The organism is Streptomyces sp. NPDC003943 (genome assembly GCF_053605265.1).
The window spans coordinates 62,652-81,366 of the sequence record NZ_JBSGIW010000024.1; the positions used below are offsets into that span (position 1 = coordinate 62,652).

Sequence of the window (18,715 nt, forward strand, 5' to 3'; positions counted from 1 at the left end):
ACGCGCCCGGACACGAAACCGCCCCCGCCGATCGGATCGGCGGGGGCGGTACGGACGCTCGGGGCGGTCCCGGCGCGTGGGGCGCGCGGGAGGCTACTTGCCGGTCTCGCGCTCATAGGCGGCGATGACCTCGTCGGTCGGGCCGTCCATGAGCAGCTCGCCCTTCTCCAGCCAGAGCACCCGGTCGCAGGTGTCCCGGATCGACTTGTTGCTGTGGCTGACCAGGAAGACCGTGCCGGCCTCCTTGCGCAGCTCGCGGATGCGCTCCTCGGAGCGGATCTGGAACTTGCGGTCACCGGTGGCCAGCGCCTCGTCGATCATGAGGACGTCGTGCTGCTTGGCGGCGGCGATGGCGAAGCGGAGCCGGGCGCCCATGCCGGACGAGTAGGTCCGCATCGGCAGCGAGATGAAGTCGCCCTTCTCGTTGATTCCGGAGAAGTCGACGATGTCCTGATAACGGTCCTTGATCTCGTCGCGGCTCATGCCCATGGCGAGGCCGCCAAGGATCACGTTGCGCTCGCCGGTCAGGTCGCTCATCAGGGCCGCGTTGACGCCCAGCAGCGAGGGCTGGCCGTCGGTGTAGACCTTGCCGCTCTCGGTCGGCAGCAGGCCCGCGATGGCGCGCAGCAGGGTCGACTTGCCGGAGCCGTTGGTGCCGATCAGGCCGATGGCCTCGCCGCGGTACGCGGTGAAGGAGACGCCGCGCACGGCGTGCACCTTGCGCACGCCGCGCTCGCTCTCGCCCTTGCGGCCGCGGATGATCCGGCTCAGGGCGGCGGTGGCGCTGCCCTTGCCGCCGCCGGCGCCGTTGACCCGGTAGACGATGTGGACGTTGTCCGCGATGACGGTGGGCACTCGGCCCTGGGAGTGATCAGCCACGGCCGTACTTCTCCTCGGCCTTCCAGAAGTAGATGAAGCCGCCGATGCCGATCACCACGGACCAGGCGATGGTGACGCCCCAGACGTGCGGCGGGAGGTTGTGGGCTCCGTAGCCGTCGATCAGGGCGAACCGGATCAGGTCCATGTGCAGCGCGGCCGGGTTGTACTGGAGCAGGTCGGCGATCCAGGCCGGCTTGTCCGAGAGCATCACGGGGATGGAGAACATCACGCCGGACGCGTACATCCAGGTGCGCATGATGAACGGCATCAGCTGCGCGAGGTCCGGCGTCTTGGCGCCCCAGCGGGCCACGATCATGGAGAGGCCCGCGTTGAACACGAACTGCAGGGCCAGGGCCGGGACGAGCAGCAGCCAGCTGAGCGACGGGTAGCTGCCGAAGGCGATGGCGACACCGGCGAGCACGATCATCGAGAACAGCAGCTGCTGGAGCTGCTGCAGCGCGAAGGAGATCGGCAGCGTGGCGCGCGGGAAGTGCAGCGCCCGGACCAGGCCCAGGTTGCCGGAGATCGCGCGGACGCCGGCCATCACCGAGTTCTGCGTGAAGGTGAACACGAACACACCGGTCACGAGGAACGGGATGTAGACCGAGTGCGGCATGCCCCGGTCCGCGCCGATGATCACGCCGAAGATCAGGTAGTAGACGCCGGCGTTGAGGAGCGGGGTCACCACCTGCCAGAGCTGGCCGAGCTTGGCCTGGCTGTACTGAGCGGTGAGCTTCGCCGAGGAGAACGCCAGGATGAAGTGGCGGCGGCCCCACAGCTGGCGGATGTACTCACCGAGCCCCGGCCGGGCACCGCTGACCGCGAGACCGTGCTTCGCGGCCAGCTCGGCCGGGCTCAGGCCGTCGTCGGCGGACGGCCGGGTGCTGGTCATGACCCCACCGTCCTGCGTTGTGTCACTCACAAGTCGAAACTTTCGTGTTCAAGATGCGCGGCAAGTCGGGTACCACGATGTCAGACGACCGGCGGGCGTCCCAGCCGGGTCAGCCGCCATACCGTACGCCACCTCATGGGGCGCCGAGGTCCGCAGGGCACCTTCCACCCCTCCCGGAAACCGCCGAACCACGCCCTGAGCGCGGGGACCGAGGGCCGCCGGGCCAGCGTGAGCAGCAGCCATACGCCGAGATAGACCGGCACCAGGGGTGCGGGAAGATTGCGGCGCGCCAGCCACACGCGGTTGCGGGCCACGTTGAAGTGGTAGGTCGCGTGCCGGGACGGCGGGGTGGTGGGGTGCAGCAGCACCATGTCGGAACGGTAGTCGATCATCCAGTCGGCGTCGAGCGCCCGCCAGGCGAGATCGGTCTCCTCGTGCGCGTAGAAGAACTCGTCCGGGAGACCGCCGACCTCGGCGAACACCTTGGTGCGCACGGCGTTGGCGCCGCCGAGGAAGGTGGTCACGCGCGAGGAGCGCATCGGGTCCGAGGCGCGCAGGCGGGGCACGTGCCGGCGCTGGGTGAGACCGGTCTCCGGGTCGGCGATCCGGAAGCTGATGATGCCGAGCTTCGGGTCGGCGGTGAACGCCTGGCGGATCAGCTCGCCGGTGTCGGTGTTGGCGAGCAGTCCGTCGTCGTCCAGGAAGAGCAGCACGTCGACGTCGGTGCCGCCGGGCCCGAATGCCTCGATGCCGACGTTGCGGCCGCCGGGGATGCCGAGGTTCTCCGGCAGGGTGACCGAGCGGACGCCCGCGGGCAGGTCCGGGATCTCGACGCCCTGGCCGACGACGACGACCTCGATCGGGTCGCCGTCCTGCCGGGCGACCGAGTCGAGCAGCGCCCGCAGGTCGTCGGGCCGGTTGCCCATGGTGATGACGACCGCGCCCAGCTTCAGCGTTCCGGTCACGGTGGCGGCCCTCACTTGAGCCTGCTGGAGGCGAGGACCGACACCAGGTGCAGCAGGGTCTGCAGCATGGCGATGCCGGCGAGTACGGCGACGCCGAGCCGGGTGAAGAACAGGTCGCCGTGCCTCTGGTCGAGGACCGCGAGGAGCAGGATCAGCAGCGACGCCTCGATGCCCAGGATGAGCCGGTGGAACTTGAGCGCGGCGGCGGCCTTGCGGGCGAGCGCCACACCGGAGGAGCGCGGCTCGGCGGCCGACTCCTTGACCGGCTCCATCCCGGCCTGGTGGCGGGCGACGCCGACGAGGTCGGTCTCGGCCTTGATCAGAATGGCGCCGAGCGCGGCGAGGGTGCCGAGGAAGGCCCACAGCCAGTCGATCCGGCCGCCGCCCCACAGGTCCGCGGCGCGCAGGCCGAGGCCGACGAGGACGGCCGCGTCGCACAGGTAGGCGCCGACCCGGTCCAGGTAGACGCCGGCCAGCGAGTACTGCTTCTTCCAGCGGGCCAGCTCGCCGTCGACGCAGTCGAGCAGCAGGTACATCTGGACCGCGAGGACGCCGAGCACCGCCCCGGGGATGCCCGGGACGAGCAGGGCGGGCGCGGCGAGCACGCCGGCCAGGGTCATCAGGTACGTCAGCTGGTTCGGCGTGACGCGGGTGTTCGCCAGCTGGCGGGTGATCCGCAGCGAGATCTCCCGCATGTAGAGGCGGCCGCCCCAGTGTTCGCCGCTCCGCCGGTCCTTGACACCCGGAGGGTGCACGACCGGGCGGAGCTCAGCTACCGATGGCTTTTGCATAGTCGGCGTATGCGTCCCTGATCTCGTCGGTGGACAGGTCGAGGTGCTCGAGGATGGTGTAGCGGCCGGGCCGGGTCTGCGGGGCGAACTCCACGGCCTGTACGAACTCGGCCACGGTGAAGCCCATCTCCTCCGGGAGCACGGGCAGCCCGTGCCGGCGCAGCGTGGCGACCATCTGCGCGGACTCCTCGCGGGCCCCGCGCAGGTGCATGGCGAAGGCGGCGCCGAGGCCGCACTGCTCGCCGTGGCTGGCGGCGCGGGTCGGGAAGAGCAGGTCGAAGGCGTGGCTGATCTCGTGGCAGGCGCCCGAGGAGGGGCGGCTGTCACCACTGATCGACATGGCGATGCCGGACATCACCAGGCCCTCGGAGAGGGTGACCAGGAAGTCGTCCTCGCCGACGCCGCCGGGGTGCCGGAGCACCGCCTCGCCGGCGCTGCGGGCCATGGCGGCGGCCAGCCCGTCGACCTTCTCGCCGGTCTCGCGGTGGGACAGCTCCCAGTCGGCGATGGCGGAGAGGTTGGAGATGGCGTCGCCGATGCCGGAGCGGATGTAGCGGATCGGCGCGTCCCGGATCACGTCGAGGTCGATGACCAGCGCGATCGGGGTCGGCACGCCGTAGGAGCCGCGCCCGTTGTCGTTGTCCAGGGTGGAGATCGGCGAGCAGATCCCGTCGTGCGACAGGTTGGTGGCGATGGCCACCAGCGGCAGGCCGACACGGGCCGCCGCGTACTTGGTCACGTCGATGATCTTGCCGCCGCCGAGCGCCACGACCGCGTCGTACCGCTTGCCGCGCATGGCGTCGGCGAGCTTCACGGCCTCGTCGATGGTGCCGCCGGCGACCGGGTACCAGTCGGCGTCCGGCAGCTCGGGGGCGAAGCGGTCACGCAGCTTCAGGCCGGAGCCGCCGCTGATGGCGACGGCGATCCGGCCGTTGCTGGAGATCCGCTGGTCCGCGAGGAGCGCGGACAGGTCGTCCAGCGCTCCCCCGCGGATGTCGACGACGACCGGCGACGGAATGAGCCGGGTCAGTACTGGCACGCGATGTCACGGCCCTTCGCCAGGTCGTCGTGGTTGTCGATCTCGACCCAATTCACCTCGCCGATGGGCGCCACGTCGACGGTGAAGCCGCGGTTGACGAGCTCCTGGTAGCCGTCCTCGTAGTACAGGTCGGGGTCGCGCTCGAAGGTGGTCTTCAGGGCGTCGGCGAGTTCCTCGGCGGCCTCGGCCTCGATGAGCGTGACACCGATGTACTCGCCGGTCGCCTCGGCCGGGTCCATCAGCTTGGTGATCTTCTGGACGCCCTTCTCGGCGTCGACGACGACCTTCATCTCCTCGTCGGCGAGGTTCTTCACCGTGTCGAGGGCGAGGATGATCTTCTGGCCCTGGCCGCGGGCGGCGAGCAGGGTCTTCTCGACGGAGACCGGGTGGACCGTGTCGCCGTTGGCGAGGATCACACCGCGCTTGAGGACCTCACGCGCGCACCACAGGGAGTAGGCGTTGTTCCACTCCTCGGCCTTGTCGTTGTCGATGAGGGTCAGCGACAGGCCGTACTTCGCCTCCAGGGCCTCCTTGCGCGCGTACACGGCCTCCTTGCGGTAGCCGACGACGATCGCGACCTCGGTGAGGCCGACCTCGGCGAAGTTCTTCAGCGTGAGGTCGAGGACGGTCAGCGAACCGTCGCCCTCGCGGTCCACGGGCACGAGGGCCTTCGGAAGGGTGTCGGTGTAGGGGCGCAGACGCCGTCCGGCACCGGCTGCCAGTACGAGGCCAATCATGCTGTCTCTCCTTCGTCATGTACGGCGGGTGCTCCGGAGGAGACCCAGAAGCGGATGGACTCCACGAGCACCACGAGGCCCACGGCGGCCGCGAGCGCGGCGAGTGCCAGGGTGAAGTCGTCGCCGCGGTTCGCGAGGAGGGCGGCGAGGACGGCCACCAGGAGGGTGCGTCCCTCGTGACCGCCGATGGTGCGCACCAGCCAGGCGGGCGGCGCGCCGGCGTTGCCGCGGATGCGGTACACCGTGTCGTAGTGATGGTAGGCGACCGCCGCGACCAGCCCGAATGCGGCCGGGAGCGCGTGGGCGGCGCCGGCCTTGGCGGCGAGCGCGAGCACCGTGCCGTACTCGGCGGCCCGGAAGAACGGCGGGACCAGCCAGTCCAGGGCTCCCTTGAGCGGGCGGGCGGCGGCCAGCCCGGCGGCCATGACGTAGATCACGGCGACGGCGGCCAGGCGGGCGTCGCCGAACGGCAGGTACAGCGCGCCGGCCACCATCACGGCGGATCCGAGCGCGGCGACGAAGACCGGGCTGACGACGCCGGCCCGGCCGCGCAGCAGGCGGGCCTGGAGCTCGGCGAGCGGGCCGGAGTCCGTGAGGTCGGCGAGCGCCCGGGCGGCGCGGTCGCTGCGGGGGGTCCGGCGGGTGACCGAGCGCAGCACGCGGCCGGCGGTGGTGTAGCAGGCGCCGAAGGCACAGCCGACGATCAGCGCCCAGAAGACGATCCGGGGGCTGGTGGCGGCGGTGAGGACGGCGATCATCGCCCAGCGCTCGCCGATCGGCAGGATGATCATGCGCCGGGCCCAGACGGTCCAGCCGACGCTGTCGAGCCGGCTGGAGAGCGCCAGGCCGGTCTTGGCGGTGGCGCCGGCGCTCGCGGGGCCGGCGGTGTCGTCGGTGGCGTTCGACTCGTTGAAGGCGAAGTCCACGACGTGCCGGCAGGTCATCAGGACCATGGCGCCGAGCGCCAGCGCCCACACGTCGTCGCCGTCGCGTGCGGCGCCGAGCGCGAGACCGGCGTAGAAGGCGTACTCCTTGGCGCGGTCGAAGGTGGCGTCGAGCCAGGCGCCCATCGTCGAGTACTGCAGCGAGTAGCGGGCGAGCTGCCCGTCGGTGCAGTCGAGCACGAAGGAGACGAGCAGCAGCACGCCGGCGGCGACGTAGCCGCCGCGCTCGCCGGTGGCGGCGCAGCCGGCCGCGATCAGCGCGGTGAGCAGCGAGGCGGTGGTGACCTGGTTGGGGGTCAGGCCGCGGCGCGCGCACCAGCGGGCGATGTAGCGCGAGTACGGGCTGATGAAGAAGGTGGTGAAGAAGCCGTCGTGCGCCTTCACGGCGGACCGCAGCCGTACGGCCTCGTCGTCGACGGCCTCGACGGCGGCCCGGGCCTGGTGACGGGCCTCCGGGTCGGCGGGCACGGTCGCCACGAGCGTGCCGAGCTGCGGCCGGTGCACGGCGAGGCCGTCGGCGTCGAGCGCGTCGGCGACGGTGTCGGGGAGGCTGTCCACGACGTCGTACGCGGTGGGGCGGCCGGTCTCGTACGGCGCGGGCTGCCCGGCGGCGGCCAGCGCGCGGACCAGGGCCGGGCGGGCCTCCGGCTGCGCGGTGAGCGCGCCGGGGGCGGCGGCGGCCGGGAAGCGCGGGTCGGTCAGCGCGAGCCGCAGCGCGTGCGGGTGGCCGACGAAGCGCGGGTCCACCAGCGCGACCCGCTGTCCGGCGGGTACGCGGGCGAGCAGCTCCCCGGCCTCGTGGGGACCGGAGGCTGTCTCGACGTGGAAGCCGAGGGACCGCAGATCGGCGTCGAGCGACGATCCGGGTACCGGCGGACCGGTGAGGATGGCGGTCGACAGGACGAACTCACTCCTTGGAGCTGGCGGACGGGCCGGCGGGTGCCCGCGGCACGGCCCCGGGCGCTCGGATGCGGCCCGGCACCGGGCGACGGCACGTCGGCTGAGGCTATCGGATGACGGAAGCGCGAGTTCACCGAGGTTTCGCGGTACCGACTCCGCACGGCCGCCCCGCGTCCGTCCGGGTGAGTCCGGGCCCGCGGAGATCATCATGGGCGATCGGCCGCCCGGGCGACAAACGCTCCTCGGCCGCCCCTTGACCCGGTCGGTAAATCCGCAGGTCAGAGCATATGACAACGGTGTTCAGTACCGTGTTGCACATACCCCCCACCCGTAGTTCACTGGCGACTCGGGGCACAGAAGCAGCACTGGAGACGACACGACCGGGAGGCCTTGTCATGGGGGCTGGACACGACCACGGGCACAGTCACGGCGGGCCGCCGCCGACCGGCACCGCGGCCCTGGCGCACAGGAACCGACTGCGGATCGCACTCGGCATCACGCTCTCCGTGATGGTGGTGGAGATCGTCGGCGGAGTCGTCGCCGACTCGCTCGCCCTCATCGCGGACGCGGCGCACATGGCGACGGACGCCGTCGGCCTGGCGATGGCGCTGCTCGCCATCCACTTCGCCAACCGGCCGCCCGCCGGCAACCGTACCTTCGGCTACGCCCGGGCCGAGATCCTGGCCGCGCTCGCCAACTGTCTGCTGCTGCTCGGCGTCGGCGGTTACGTCCTCTACGAGGCGATCCAGCGGTTCCTCGAACCGGCCGAGACCCGGGGCGGCCTGACCATCGCCTTCGCCGTGATCGGCCTGGTCGCCAACATCGTCTCCCTGTCGCTGCTGATGCGCGGCCAGAAGGAGAGCCTGAACGTGCGCGGCGCCTATCTGGAGGTGCTCGCCGACGCGCTGGGCTCGGTGACGGTGATCGTCGCCGCCGGCATCATCCTGCTCACCGGCTGGCAGTACGCGGACCCGATCGCCTCGATCCTGATCGGTCTGATGATCGTGCCGCGCACGATCAAGCTGCTGCGGGAGACCCTCGACGTGCTCCTGGAGGCCGCCCCGAAGGGCGTCGACATGGCGGAGGTCCGGGCGCACATCCTCGCCCTGCCGGGCGTCGAGGACGTGCACGACCTGCACGCCTGGACGATCACCTCGGGCATGCCGGTGCTCTCCGCGCACGTGGTGGTGACGCAGGACGTGCTGGACTCGGTGGGCCACGAGAAGATGCTGCACGACCTCCAGGGCTGCCTGGGCTCGCACTTCGACGTGGAGCACTGCACCTTCCAGCTGGAGCCGGCGGGGCACGCCGAGCACGAGGCCAGGCTCTGCCTCTGACGGACCGGTCGCCCGGCTGCTAGCCTCGTCGGGACAGACGTGAGTGTGAGGGGAGCTGAGGTTGATGACCGTCGCGACGAAGGCCGCCCGCAGCGGCGGCGCCCGGTCGTCCCTCAGCCTCCGGGTCTCCGGCTGACCTGATCCCGGTTCTCACCGGTACGTCACGACGTCGGCCGGGACCCCTCACACAAGGGTTTCCCACGTTGTCCGACAACACCCGCAACACCCACGCCCAGGCGCTCCACGACGCCTTCTTCGCCCTGCACCACGGTCTTCCGCGGCAGGGCCCCGGATCCGACACCACCACCCGCCGGCTGCTCGCCCTCGCCGGGCGGCTGCCGGCGCGGCCGCGCGTCCTCGACCTCGGCTGCGGCCCCGGCCGCTCCGCGCTGCTGCTCGCCGCCGAGGCGGGCGCCGAGGTGACGGCCGTCGACACGCACGAGCCGTTCCTGGCCGAGCTGCGGGAGGCCGCCGCCGCCCGCGGGCTCGCGGGCCGGGTCCGTACCCTCCGTGCCGACATGGGCTCGCTCGACGCCCTGGCCGACGGCTCCTTCGACCTCGTCTGGGCCGAGAGCTCGGTCTTCGTCCTCGGCTTCGACCGGGCGCTCGCCGAGTGGCGCCGGCTCCTCGCGCCGGGCGGGACGCTGGTGCTCACCGAGTGCGTGTGGACCACCGACGCGCCCGGCCCCGAGGCCCGCGCCTTCTGGGACGAGCACTACCCGCTGCGCACCGTCACCGGGAACGCGGCGGCGGCCGTCGCGGCCGGCTATCACGTGCTCGGCACGGTCGCGCAGCCGGAGAGCGACTGGGACGAGTACTACGGACCGCTGGCCGGCCACGCCGACGCGGCGGACACCGGCGTCCCCGGCATGGCCGAGGCGGTGGCCGGGGCGCGCGCCGAGATCGCGCTGCGCCGGGCGCACGGCGCCGACTACGGCTACGCCGGCTTCGTCCTGCGGCCGGCCGACCCGCGCTGGCGCACCCGCGAGGAGACGGCCGGCGACATCCCCGCCGTACGGGAGATCAACGCGGCCGCCTTCGCGACCCCGGAGGAGGCGGGTCTCGTCGAGGCCCTGCGCGCCGACGGGGACGCCTGGCTGCCGGGGCTCTCGTACGTGGCGGAGGCACCGGACGGCACGGTCGCCGCGTACGCGCTGATCACCCGGTGCCGGGTCGGCGGTGTCCCGGCGGCGGCGCTCGGACCGGTCGCGGTGGCTCCGGCGCACCAGCGTTCGGGCGCCGGGCAGGCCGTCGTACGGGCGGTGCTGGACGCGGCGCGGCTGCGCGGGGAACGCCTTGTCCTGGTGCTCGGCCATCCGGAGTACTACCCGCGGTTCGGATTCGTACGTGCGTCCGCGTACGGGATCAAGCCAGCATTCGCCGTTCCGGACGAAGCGATGATGGCGCTCGACCTGGACGGTTCCGGCGCCGTCCGCGGGGGCACGATCTCGTATCCGGCGGCCTTCGGGGTCTGACGAGACGGCCGGTCCCACCGTGCCGGGGCGTACTCCGGTGCGGTGGGACCGGCCATGTCCGGCCGCCGAAGTACGGACAAGCCGGTTTTGTACGGCAGACTGAGCTTGCCCGTGAGGGAGAGGACCGAAGCGAAGGATGGGTATGCCGACCACACCAGCCACCGTGGCTCACCACTCGTCGAACGGTGTCCGGCCGGAGACGGCCGAGGCTCCGATCATGCTCGAACTTGTCGACGAGGACGGCGTCACGATCGGTACGGCGGAGAAGCTCGCCGCGCACCAGGCACCGGGGCAGCTGCACCGGGCCTTCTCGGTCTTCCTCTTCGACGAGGCCGGCCGGCTGCTGCTGCAGCGCCGGGCGCTCGGCAAGTACCACTCCCCCGGCGTCTGGTCCAACACCTGCTGCGGCCACCCCTACCCGGGCGAGGCGCCGTTCGCGGCGGCCGCCCGGCGCACCTTCGAGGAGCTGGGCGTCTCGCCGTCGCTGCTCGCGGAGGCCGGCACGGTCCGCTACAACCACCCGGACCCGGCCTCGGGCCTGGTGGAGCAGGAGTTCAACCACCTCTTCGTCGGCGTGGTGCAGGGCGCCCCGCGGCCGGACCCGGAGGAGGTCGAGGAGACCGCCTTCGTTACCGCGGCCGAGCTCGCCGAGCGCCACGCCGCCGCGCCGTTCTCCGCCTGGTTCATGACGGTGCTCGACGCGGCGCGCCCGGCGATCAAGGAACTGACGGGCCAGTCCGGGGGCTGGTGACCTGAGTGACCTCGGTGACCCCGGTGGCCGGGGCCACCGGTCCGGTCGGCGGCTGCCCCGGGACGAACGGGTTCAGGGGCAGCGCCGCCCAGATGATCTTGCCGCCGCCCGCGGTGTGCTCGACGTCGCAGGCGCCGCCTGACTCCCGGGCGATCTCGCGCACCAGGAGCAGGCCCCGGCCGCCGGTCTGGCCCCAGTCGGCCTCCAGGGCCTTGGGGCGGTAGGGGTGGTTGTCCTCGACGGACACCCGGATCCACTCCGCCCCGATGGCCACCTCGACCGCTATCTCCGGGGAGAGCAGCGCGGCGTGCTTCACCGCGTTGGTGACCAGTTCGGAGACGATGAGAAGCAGTCCCTGCACGGTGTCGTCGTGGACGGGGACGGCCTGCCTGATGAGAAGGTCGCGCACGGCGTGCCGGGCCTGCGGCACGGACACGTCGACCGCGGGAGCGGTGAAGCGCCAGACCCCTTCGTAGGACGGTGGCCGGGCGGGGACGCCCCCGCGGCTTCCCATCATCCGGCTCCCACCCTCGTGCTCGATTGTCGCCACGGGTCGAGTCTTGGGAATCCGCCGGGGCCCCTCCGGCTACTGACCAGAAGTCGACACGTATCGACCGACTTCTGATCGGGTGAGTATGCCAACGTCAGATGTTCGACTGTTCCTGATCCTCCGCTGACGTTTTCGGAGGGTGTGGCGTCGGTCTGACCATACGGACGGTACGGCGGCCCCCGACGCCCCCTTCCTGATCGTACGGAGCGGGTGCCCGGATAGCATCCGGCGCATGGAGCCGCAGCTGACCGTCAGCGTCGTCGACGAGGTCGCCACCGTCGTCATCGCCAACCCCGCCAAGCGCAACGCCATGACCGCCGGCATGTGGCGTTCCCTGCCCGGGCTGCTGGCCCCGCTCGCCGCCGACCCGGCCGTGCGGGCGCTGGTGCTGACGGGCGCGGGCGAGACCTTCTGCGCGGGGGCCGACATCTCCACCCTGCGCGAGCCGGGCGACGAGCAGCAGTCGCTCGCGGTACGGGCCGAGGAGGCGCTCGCCGCCTTCCCGAAGCCGACCCTCGCGGCCGTGCGCGGCTACTGCGTCGGCGGCGGCAGCCAGCTCGCCGCCGCCTGCGACCTGCGCTTCGCCGAGGAAGGCGCCCGCTTCGGGGTGACCCCGGCCAAGCTCGGGATCGTCTACCCGTCCTCCTCCACCCGGCGGCTCGCCGCCCTGGTCGGCCCCTCGGCCGCCAAGTACCTGCTCTTCAGCGGCGAGTTGATCGACCACGAGCGGGCCCTGCGCACCGGCCTCGTCGACGAGGTGCTCCCGGCGGGCGAACTCGACAAGCGCGTCGCCGAGTTCACCCGCGTCCTCGTCTCCCGCTCGCTGCTCACCCAGGCCGCCGCGAAGGAGTTCGCGAACGGGCGCACCGACCGGGACGCCCACTGGACGCAGCAGGCCCACGGCAGCGACGACACCGCCGAGGGCGTCGCGGCCTTCCTGGAACGCCGGCCGCCCCGCTTCACTTACGGGCGCTGAGCCCTCCGCGTCACGCCTCCCGGGCGGCCTCGGCGGTGGACCGGCCGCGCCAGTGGGCGACGATCTCGGCCGGGGCCTTCTCCGGCGAGCCCGCGTCGTACGGGGGCTGCGGGTCGTACTCGGTGAGCAGCTGGATGGTCTGCGCGGTCGCGTCACCCGCGATCCGGCCCAGCAGGTGCAGTGCCATGTCGATGCCGGAGGACACCCCGGCGGCGGTCACGTGCTTGCCGTCGAACACGACCCGCTCGCCGGTGGGTTCGGCGCCGAGCGCCCGCAGCTCCTCGTACGCGAGCCAGTGGGTGGTGGCCCGCCGGCCGGTGAGCAGCCCGGCGGCGCCGAGCAGCAGCGAGCCGGTGCACACGGACGTGGTCCAGGTGCTGGTCGCGTCGGCGGTGCGGAGCCAGTCCCGGATCTCCGGGTCGTCCTTGGCCGTCCGGGCGTCGGGGCCGCCCGGCACCAGCACGATGTCGGGACGCGGCACGTCCGTGAGGGCCTTGTCGGCGAGGAGGGCCAGGCTGCCCTGGTCGTTGCGGACGGGGCGGGCCTCCTTCGCGACGAAGACGGTCTCGGCGCCGGGGAGGCGGGCGAGGAGCTCGTAGGGGCCGACGGCGTCGAGGGTGGTGAAGCCGTCGTAGAGGAGAACGGCGATCTGCATGCCGGTCCTTTCGTCGTGGGAGATCGGTTCAGGCTGTTCGGTTCAGGGGCGTCGATTCAGGGCGTTCGGTTCAGGGGCCTCGGTTCAGGGCGCTCGGTTCAGGGGTGTGGAAGCGGCGGCGGTAGTCCGCCGGCGCGGTGCCCAGCGCCTTCACGAAGGCGCGGCGCATCGCCTCCGGCGTGCCGTACCCGGCGGCGCGGGCGACCTCCTGGACGCCCTGCGGGGACTCCTCCAGGAGCCGCCGGGCGTGTTCCAGGCGGACGCGGTCGACGTAGCGGCCCGGTGTCGTGCCGGTCTCCGCGTGGAAGGCGCGGGCGAAATGGCGGGGCGAGAGCCGGGCGCGGGCGGCGAGAGCGGGTACGGACAGGTCGTCCTCGGGGTGCTCGGCGATCCACTGCTGGACGTCCCGGAGCGGTTCGCGGCGGGCGGTCTGGGCAGCCAGCTGGGTGCTGAACTGGGCCTGGTTGCCCGGGCGGCGCAGGAAGACGACGAGGTGGCGGGCGACGGTGAGGGCGACGTCGCGGCCCAGGTCCTCCTCGACGAGGGCGAGCGCGAGGTCGATGCCGGCGGTGACGCCGGCGGAGGTGGCGAGCCGGCCGTCGCGGACGAAGATGGGTTCCGGATCGACCGTGACCTCGGGATGGCGGCGGGCCAGCTGCTCGCAGGCGATCCAGTGCGTGGTGACCCGGTGCCCGTCGAGCAGCCCGGCCTCGGCGAGCAGCAGCGCGCCCGTGCAGACGGAGACGAGCCGCTCCGGGGCCGGCGCGTGCGCCCGCAGCCAGTCGACGAGCGCCGGATCGGGCGTCCGGGTGCCCTCGCCGCCGGGTACGAGCAGGGTGTGCGGCGGGCCGTCGGCGACGGCCTCGGCGAGCGAGGTGTCCGGCAGGATCCGCAGGCCGCTGTGCGTGCGGACGGGGCCGCCGTCCAGGGAGGCCGTGCGGATCCCGTACGCGTCGGGCCGGCCGGCGGCTCGGGCGCCGCCGGTGAACACCTCCAGGGGGCCGGTGACGTCGAGGCTCTGCACGCCCTCGAAGAGGACGACGAGGACGGACCGGACGGGTCGCTGCGTCATGGTTCCATCCTTCGCGGGGCCCGAGGGTGTCCGCAATGACGAAGACCCCACCTTTCCTGCCACGTTCTCCGGCCCCGTTCTCCCGCCACGTTCCGCCGCGTTTCCAGGACGGCCCGCCCCGGCCGTTCCCGCCGTACCGACCGGTAGGTAAGGTGCGGCACCATGACGAATCTGCCGCCGCACGCCGTCCGCCACGTCGCCCGCCAGGTCAACCTGCTGCACGCGACCCTGTTCTTCTCGCCCGACCTGGACACCGAGTTCGGGAAGCTCGGCTTCACGGACCCGAGCGCGATGCGCCTCGCCGCGCGCAGCGCACCGCTCGGCGCGGTCGGCGCCGGCACGGTGGCGGCGACCTTCTACAACTACAACCACGAGCTGCTCGCCCGGCACCTGCCCGCCGTCTGGGAGACCGCCTCCCCCGCCGCCGTGCTCGACGCCCGGCTGCGGACCGTCGACGCCACCCTCCGCCGGCTGCTCGGCGACGAGGCGGTCACCTCGCCCGGGATGGCGGAGGCCGCCACGCTCGCCCTGCGCGCGGCCGAGGCGTGCACCCGGCACGCGCGCCCGCTGTACGCCGGCAACGCCGATCTGCCGGTGCCGGACGAGGACACCCCGCACCTGCGCCTGTGGCACGCCACCACCCTGCTGCGCGAGCACCGCGGCGACGGCCACCTGGTGGCCCTGCTCAGTGCCGGGCTCGGCCCGGTGGAGGCGCTGGTGAGCCACACCGCCACCGGCAAGGGCATGAGCCCGCGCTGGGTCCTCGGCACCCGCGGCTGGGGACGCGCCGACTGGGACGCCGCCGTGGAGCGGCTGCGCGAGCGCGGGCTGCTCGACGCCGACGGCGAGCTCACCGAGGCGGGCGTGGCGCTGCGCGAGCACCTGGAGGACGAGACGGACCGCCTGGACTCCGCCCCGTACGAGCACCTGGGAGCCGACGGCACGGCCCGGCTCACCGAGCTCGTCAAGGGCTTCCTGACGGCGGCGGTCGGCGCGGGCGCCTTCCCGGCCGACCTCAGCGGCAAGGCGTAGCCGGGAGGCAGGGCGGGTCGGTTGCCGCGTACGGGTGACCGACCCGGCAGAATGCATCCGCAAGCTTGAGGCACGAGAAGGCGGGTCGGGACATCGTGACGACGTCCATCGAGGCAAGGATCGCCGAGGAGCTCGGCGTACGCGAGCGACAGGTGAAGGCGGCCGTCGAACTGCTGGACGGCGGTTCGACCGTGCCGTTCATCGCGCGCTACCGCAAGGAAGCGACCGAGATGCTCGACGACGCGCAGCTGCGCACCCTGGAGGAGCGGCTGCGGTATCTGCGCGAGCTGGAGGACCGGCGGACCGCCGTCCTCGACTCCGTACGGGAACAGGGCAAGCTGACGCCCGAGCTGGAGGCGCAGATCCTGGCCGCCGACACCAAGGCGCGTCTTGAGGACATCTATCTGCCGTTCAAGCCGAAGCGGCGGACGAAGGCGCAGATCGCCCGCGAGGCCGGTCTGGAGCCGCTGGCCGAGGGGCTGCTCGCCGACCCGTCGGTGGAGCCGCAGGCCGCCGCGGCCGCGTTCGTGGACGCCGACAAGGGCGTCGCGGACGCGGCGGCCGCCCTCGAGGGCGCGCGGGCCATCCTCACCGAGAGGTTCTCGGAGGACGCCGACCTGATCGGCGAACTGCGCGAGCGGATGTGGGGCCGGGGCCGGCTGGTCGCGAAGGTGCGGGAGGGCAAGGAGGAGGCGGGCGCGAAGTTCGCCGACTACTTCGACTTCGCCGAGCCGTTCACCGCGCTGCCCTCTCACCGCATCCTCGCGATGCTGCGCGGCGAGAAGGAGGACGTCCTCACCCTGGACCTGGAGCCCGAGGAGCCGACGGACTCCCCCGTCTCCTCGTACGAGCCGATCGTCGCCGCCCGGTTCGGCGTGGCCGACCGCGGCCGCCCGGGCGACAAGTGGCTCCAGGACACCGTCCGCTGGGCCTGGCGCACCCGGATCCTGGTCCACCTCGGCATCGACCTGCGGCTGCGGCTGCGCACGGCCGCCGAGGACGAGGCGGTACGGGTCTTCGCGGCGAACCTGCGCGACCTGCTGCTCGCCGCGCCCGCCGGCACGCGCGCCACGCTCGGGCTCGACCCCGGTTTCCGTACGGGTGTGAAGGTGGCCGTCGTCGACGCGACCGGCAAGGTCGTCGCCACCGACACGATCTACCCGCACGTCCCCGCCAACAAGTGGGACGAGTCGCTCGCCAAGCTGGCCCGGCTCGCCAAGGAGCACGCGGTCGAACTGGTCGCCATCGGCAACGGCACGGCGTCCCGCGAGACCGACAAGCTCGCCGGTGAACTCATCGCGAAGCACCCGGAGTTGAACCTGACCAAGGTGATGGTCTCGGAGGCCGGCGCCTCGGTCTACTCGGCCTCCGCCTTCGCCTCGCAGGAACTCCCCGGCCTGGACGTCTCGTTGCGCGGCGCCGTGTCCATCGCCCGGCGCCTCCAGGACCCGCTGGCCGAGCTGGTGAAGATCGACCCGAAGTCGATCGGCGTCGGCCAGTACCAGCACGACCTGTCCGAGGTGAAGCTCTCCCGCTCCCTCGACGCGGTCGTCGAGGACTGCGTGAACGGCGTCGGCGTCGACGTCAACACCGCCTCCGCGCCGCTCCTTTCGCGTGTCTCCGGCATCGGCGCCGGCCTCGCCGAGAACATCGTGGCCCACCGCGACGCCAACGGCCCCTTCCGGTCCCGGCGCGCCCTGAAGGACGTGTCCCGGCTCGGCCCGAAGGCGTACGAGCAGTGCGCCGGCTTCCTGCGCATCCGCGGCGGCGACGACCCGCTGGACGCGTCGGCCGTGCACCCGGAGGCCTACCCCGTCGTGCGCCGCATGGTGAAGACGGCGGGCGGCGAGGTCGGCGCGCTCATCGGCAACACGGCCGTGCTGCGCTCGCTGCGCCCGGACGACTACGTCGACGACAAGTTCGGCCTGCCGACGGTCGGCGACATCCTCAGGGAACTGGAGAAGCCGGGCCGAGACCCGCGCCCCGCGTTCAAGACGGCCACGTTCAAGGAGGGCGTCGAGAAGATCGGCGACCTGGTGGCGGGCATGGTCCTGGAGGGCGTCGTCACCAACGTCGCCGCGTTCGGCGCCTTCGTCGACATCGGCGTCCACCAGGACGGCCTGGTGCACGTCTCCGCCATGTCCAAGAACTTCGTCAAGGACCCGCGCGACGTGGTGAAGCCCGGCGACGTGGTCAAGGTGAAGGTCCTGGACGTCGACATCCCGCGCAAGCGCATCTCCCTGACGCTGCGCCTCGACGACGAGGCCGCCGCCGCCACGGAGCCGGGCGCGCCGAAGCGCGAGCGTGGCGACCGGGGCGACCGCGGTGGCCGCCCGCCGCAGCAGCGGCGCGGCGGTGGCGGTGGCCGGGGCGGTGAGGGCGGCGGAGGCGGCAACCGCGACCGGGCCCAGGCCCCGGCCCCGGCCAACAGCGCGATGGCCGACGCCCTGCGCAAGGCGGGCCTGCTCAACGAGGGCGGCTCCCGCGACGGCCGCCGCGGGAGGCGCTGACGCGCCGGCCCCCGGCGGGAGGGTTCGGGGGCGGAGCGGGGTCGGGGTGACCCGGACGTGAAGCGGCGGAACTCGCGCGAAGCGCGGTGAGCCGCAGTCCGGCCGCCCCCGGCCCGGGCCCCGGCCGACCCCCGGTCCCAGGGGCCGGCATCACCGAGCCCGCAGCCCCCGCGCGCTGCCGCCGGGCGGCCGCACCGGACGCGCCAGGGGTACGGGCTCGGGGCCCGCGCCGCACCACGCCCGCCGGGCGGGGACAGGGGGCAGCCGCCCGCGTGGCGCTACGTGCCCGTCTGCCCCGCGAGCGTCGCCGCCCTCGCCTTCGCCGCGGTGCGGACGGCGGCGAGGTCGAGTCCGGCCTGTTCGCAGAGCGTGGCCAGGTCGAAGTAGATCGTCTCGCCGGCCATCAGGTCGTCGCTGAAGGGGACGAGGTTCGCGAAGGGCACGACGAAGGACCGGCCGGTCGGCGGGACGCCGAGCCAGTCGCCGCCGCTCGTGCCGCGCAGGGTGCCCCAGACGACGATCGTGTCGTCGCCGACGACGCGCCCGGCGTCGTCGGGGACCAGGTCCGGGAACGCCGTGAAGAAGCCCTGGTAGGCGGCCCTGGCGGCCGCGCGGCCCTCGCTGCGCAGGCCGAGCGGCACGGTTTCGAGGTAGCAGTCCGCCACGAAGGTGGCGAGGATGGCGTCGTAGTCCCGGGCGGCCTCGGCGGCCCTGTGGGTCTCGAACAGCCGGATCATCGCGTCGCGGTCCATGACTCGTCCCGTCGGAGCGTCGGAGAGCTTGGCCCCCGCCCCTTCCATCGTAGGAGCGGCCCCGTCGGCGCGGGCTCGCAACGGCACCGGGTGGCGACTCGGCGCCGCAGCGGTGCCGAGTCCCCCGTACCGGCAGGGGGCGGCCCGCAGAGCAACGGCCCCGACCCGCCGCAGACGACTTGGCGTCACCCCGGGCCCGTCCCACCGACCCGCGCGCCACAGCGGGCGCAGGCCCACGGCAGGGCGCAGCCCGCCGCTCGGCGGCCGTGCCGTCGGGCGCGGCGGGCGTAGGCGACGGACGGTGTGGGACACCGCTGAGCCTCACCCCGGCGGCGCCGGCACGTCGCGGCCCGCCCCCTGCAGGAGGCGGGGCGCGGGGCGTACCGCAACAACAACCCACCCCGACGGGCCCAAGCGCGGCCCCCCCGCCCGCCCGGGAGCCCCCCACAGGGAGGGGT

16 protein-coding genes and 1 pseudogene are annotated in these 18,715 nt (G+C 73.0%); 6 read left to right on the forward strand and 11 right to left on the reverse strand.

The window, feature by feature from the left end:
• Nucleotides 1-93: 93 nt before the first annotated feature.
• From ACWEV0_RS13250 to ACWEV0_RS13280, 7 genes are read right to left on the reverse strand one after another with little or no spacing between them, the layout of a single operon-like run.
• A complete protein-coding gene (locus tag ACWEV0_RS13250) occupies nucleotides 94-879 on the reverse strand; it encodes an ABC transporter ATP-binding protein (RefSeq protein WP_403789727.1) in 786 nt (261 codons plus the stop codon).
• The gene (locus tag ACWEV0_RS13255; RefSeq protein ID WP_453149164.1) at nucleotides 872-1,801 is read right to left on the reverse strand and encodes an ABC transporter permease; all 930 of its coding nucleotides are present in this window, start codon (nucleotides 1,799-1,801) and stop codon (nucleotides 872-874) included. The genes ACWEV0_RS13250 and ACWEV0_RS13255 overlap by 8 nt, the downstream gene beginning before the upstream one ends.
• Nucleotides 1,802-1,851: 50 nt before the next feature.
• The gene (locus ACWEV0_RS13260; RefSeq protein WP_453149193.1) at nucleotides 1,852-2,697 is read right to left on the reverse strand and encodes a glycosyltransferase family 2 protein; all 846 of its coding nucleotides are present in this window, start codon (nucleotides 2,695-2,697) and stop codon (nucleotides 1,852-1,854) included.
• A 50-nt stretch (nucleotides 2,698-2,747) separates the two neighbouring features.
• Complete coding sequence (locus ACWEV0_RS13265; protein WP_453149166.1) at nucleotides 2,748-3,527, reverse strand: CDP-alcohol phosphatidyltransferase family protein; 780 nt, start codon at nucleotides 3,525-3,527, stop codon at nucleotides 2,748-2,750.
• Nucleotides 3,505-4,566: an iron-containing alcohol dehydrogenase family protein gene (locus ACWEV0_RS13270; RefSeq protein WP_453149168.1), complete on the reverse strand. Its 1,062-nt coding sequence runs from the start codon at nucleotides 4,564-4,566 to the stop codon at nucleotides 3,505-3,507. The genes ACWEV0_RS13265 and ACWEV0_RS13270 overlap by 23 nt, the downstream gene beginning before the upstream one ends.
• Entirely contained in the window at nucleotides 4,554-5,303 is a 750-nt protein-coding gene (locus tag ACWEV0_RS13275; protein ID WP_453149170.1) for a phosphocholine cytidylyltransferase family protein, read from the reverse strand. The genes ACWEV0_RS13270 and ACWEV0_RS13275 overlap by 13 nt, the downstream gene beginning before the upstream one ends.
• Nucleotides 5,300-7,147, reverse strand: coding sequence for a DUF5941 domain-containing protein (locus ACWEV0_RS13280; protein ID WP_453149195.1), 1,848 nt, complete (start codon nucleotides 7,145-7,147; stop codon nucleotides 5,300-5,302). The genes ACWEV0_RS13275 and ACWEV0_RS13280 overlap by 4 nt, the downstream gene beginning before the upstream one ends.
• Nucleotides 7,148-7,542: 395 nt before the next feature.
• On the opposite strand from ACWEV0_RS13280, the gene ACWEV0_RS13285 reads away from it, so the two are divergent.
• From ACWEV0_RS13285 to idi, 3 genes are all read left to right on the forward strand, one after another.
• Entirely contained in the window at nucleotides 7,543-8,484 is a 942-nt protein-coding gene (locus tag ACWEV0_RS13285; protein ID WP_453149172.1) for a cation diffusion facilitator family transporter, read from the forward strand.
• Between the two features lie 203 nt (nucleotides 8,485-8,687).
• Nucleotides 8,688-9,959: a GNAT family N-acetyltransferase gene (locus tag ACWEV0_RS13290; protein ID WP_453149174.1), complete on the forward strand. Its 1,272-nt coding sequence runs from the start codon at nucleotides 8,688-8,690 to the stop codon at nucleotides 9,957-9,959.
• A gap of 142 nt (nucleotides 9,960-10,101) precedes the next feature.
• On the forward strand, nucleotides 10,102-10,710 hold the full coding sequence (gene idi / locus ACWEV0_RS13295) for an isopentenyl-diphosphate Delta-isomerase (RefSeq protein ID WP_453149176.1): 609 nt from the start codon (nucleotides 10,102-10,104) through the stop codon (nucleotides 10,708-10,710).
• Nucleotides 10,711-10,777: 67 nt separating this feature from the next.
• On the opposite strand, the pseudogene ACWEV0_RS13300 reads toward idi, so the two are convergent.
• Nucleotides 10,778-11,224: pseudogene (locus ACWEV0_RS13300) on the reverse strand (ATP-binding protein); the annotation flags it as partial.
• Between the two features lie 268 nt (nucleotides 11,225-11,492).
• On the opposite strand from ACWEV0_RS13300, the gene ACWEV0_RS13305 reads away from it, so the two are divergent.
• The gene (locus ACWEV0_RS13305) at nucleotides 11,493-12,236 is read left to right on the forward strand and encodes an enoyl-CoA hydratase/isomerase family protein (protein ID WP_453149178.1); all 744 of its coding nucleotides are present in this window, start codon (nucleotides 11,493-11,495) and stop codon (nucleotides 12,234-12,236) included.
• 10 nt (nucleotides 12,237-12,246) lie between these two features.
• On the opposite strand, the gene ACWEV0_RS13310 is transcribed toward ACWEV0_RS13305, so the two are convergent.
• On the reverse strand, nucleotides 12,247-12,891 hold the full coding sequence (locus ACWEV0_RS13310; protein WP_453149180.1) for a DJ-1/PfpI family protein: 645 nt from the start codon (nucleotides 12,889-12,891) through the stop codon (nucleotides 12,247-12,249).
• A gap of 70 nt (nucleotides 12,892-12,961) precedes the next feature.
• On the reverse strand, nucleotides 12,962-13,963 hold the full coding sequence (locus tag ACWEV0_RS13315; RefSeq protein WP_453149181.1) for a GlxA family transcriptional regulator: 1,002 nt from the start codon (nucleotides 13,961-13,963) through the stop codon (nucleotides 12,962-12,964).
• A 162-nt stretch (nucleotides 13,964-14,125) separates the two neighbouring features.
• On the opposite strand from ACWEV0_RS13315, the gene ACWEV0_RS13320 reads away from it, so the two are divergent.
• Together ACWEV0_RS13320 and ACWEV0_RS13325 are read left to right on the forward strand one after the other, a co-directional pair.
• Nucleotides 14,126-14,995: an SCO6745 family protein gene (locus tag ACWEV0_RS13320; protein ID WP_453149183.1), complete on the forward strand. Its 870-nt coding sequence runs from the start codon at nucleotides 14,126-14,128 to the stop codon at nucleotides 14,993-14,995.
• A 95-nt stretch (nucleotides 14,996-15,090) separates the two neighbouring features.
• Entirely contained in the window at nucleotides 15,091-17,505 is a 2,415-nt protein-coding gene (locus ACWEV0_RS13325) for a Tex family protein (RefSeq protein WP_453149185.1), read from the forward strand.
• 278 nt (nucleotides 17,506-17,783) lie between these two features.
• On the opposite strand, the gene ACWEV0_RS13330 is transcribed toward ACWEV0_RS13325, so the two are convergent.
• A complete protein-coding gene (locus tag ACWEV0_RS13330) occupies nucleotides 17,784-18,257 on the reverse strand; it encodes an ester cyclase (RefSeq protein WP_453149187.1) in 474 nt (157 codons plus the stop codon).
• Nucleotides 18,258-18,715: the final 458 nt, after the last annotated feature.

What these genes read in the sequence shown, in the direction of transcription:
- idi (WP_453149176.1), top strand. Translation starts at nt 10,102, where the DNA reads ATGCCGACCACACCAGCCACCGTGGCTCACCACTCGTCGAACGGTGTC.
- ACWEV0_RS13315 (WP_453149181.1), bottom strand. Translation starts at nt 13,963, where the DNA reads ATGACGCAGCGACCCGTCCGGTCCGTCCTCGTCGTCCTCTTCGAGGGC.
- ACWEV0_RS13305 (WP_453149178.1), top strand. Translation starts at nt 11,493, where the DNA reads ATGGAGCCGCAGCTGACCGTCAGCGTCGTCGACGAGGTCGCCACCGTC.
- ACWEV0_RS13265 (WP_453149166.1), bottom strand. Translation starts at nt 3,527, where the DNA reads ATGCAAAAGCCATCGGTAGCTGAGCTCCGCCCGGTCGTGCACCCTCCG.
- ACWEV0_RS13260 (WP_453149193.1), bottom strand. Translation starts at nt 2,697, where the DNA reads ATGGGCAACCGGCCCGACGACCTGCGGGCGCTGCTCGACTCGGTCGCC.
- ACWEV0_RS13275 (WP_453149170.1), bottom strand. Translation starts at nt 5,303, where the DNA reads ATGATTGGCCTCGTACTGGCAGCCGGTGCCGGACGGCGTCTGCGCCCC.
- ACWEV0_RS13330 (WP_453149187.1), bottom strand. Translation starts at nt 18,257, where the DNA reads ATGGACCGCGACGCGATGATCCGGCTGTTCGAGACCCACAGGGCCGCC.
- ACWEV0_RS13285 (WP_453149172.1), top strand. Translation starts at nt 7,543, where the DNA reads ATGGGGGCTGGACACGACCACGGGCACAGTCACGGCGGGCCGCCGCCG.
- ACWEV0_RS13320 (WP_453149183.1), top strand. Translation starts at nt 14,126, where the DNA reads ATGACGAATCTGCCGCCGCACGCCGTCCGCCACGTCGCCCGCCAGGTC.
- ACWEV0_RS13310 (WP_453149180.1), bottom strand. Translation starts at nt 12,891, where the DNA reads ATGCAGATCGCCGTTCTCCTCTACGACGGCTTCACCACCCTCGACGCC.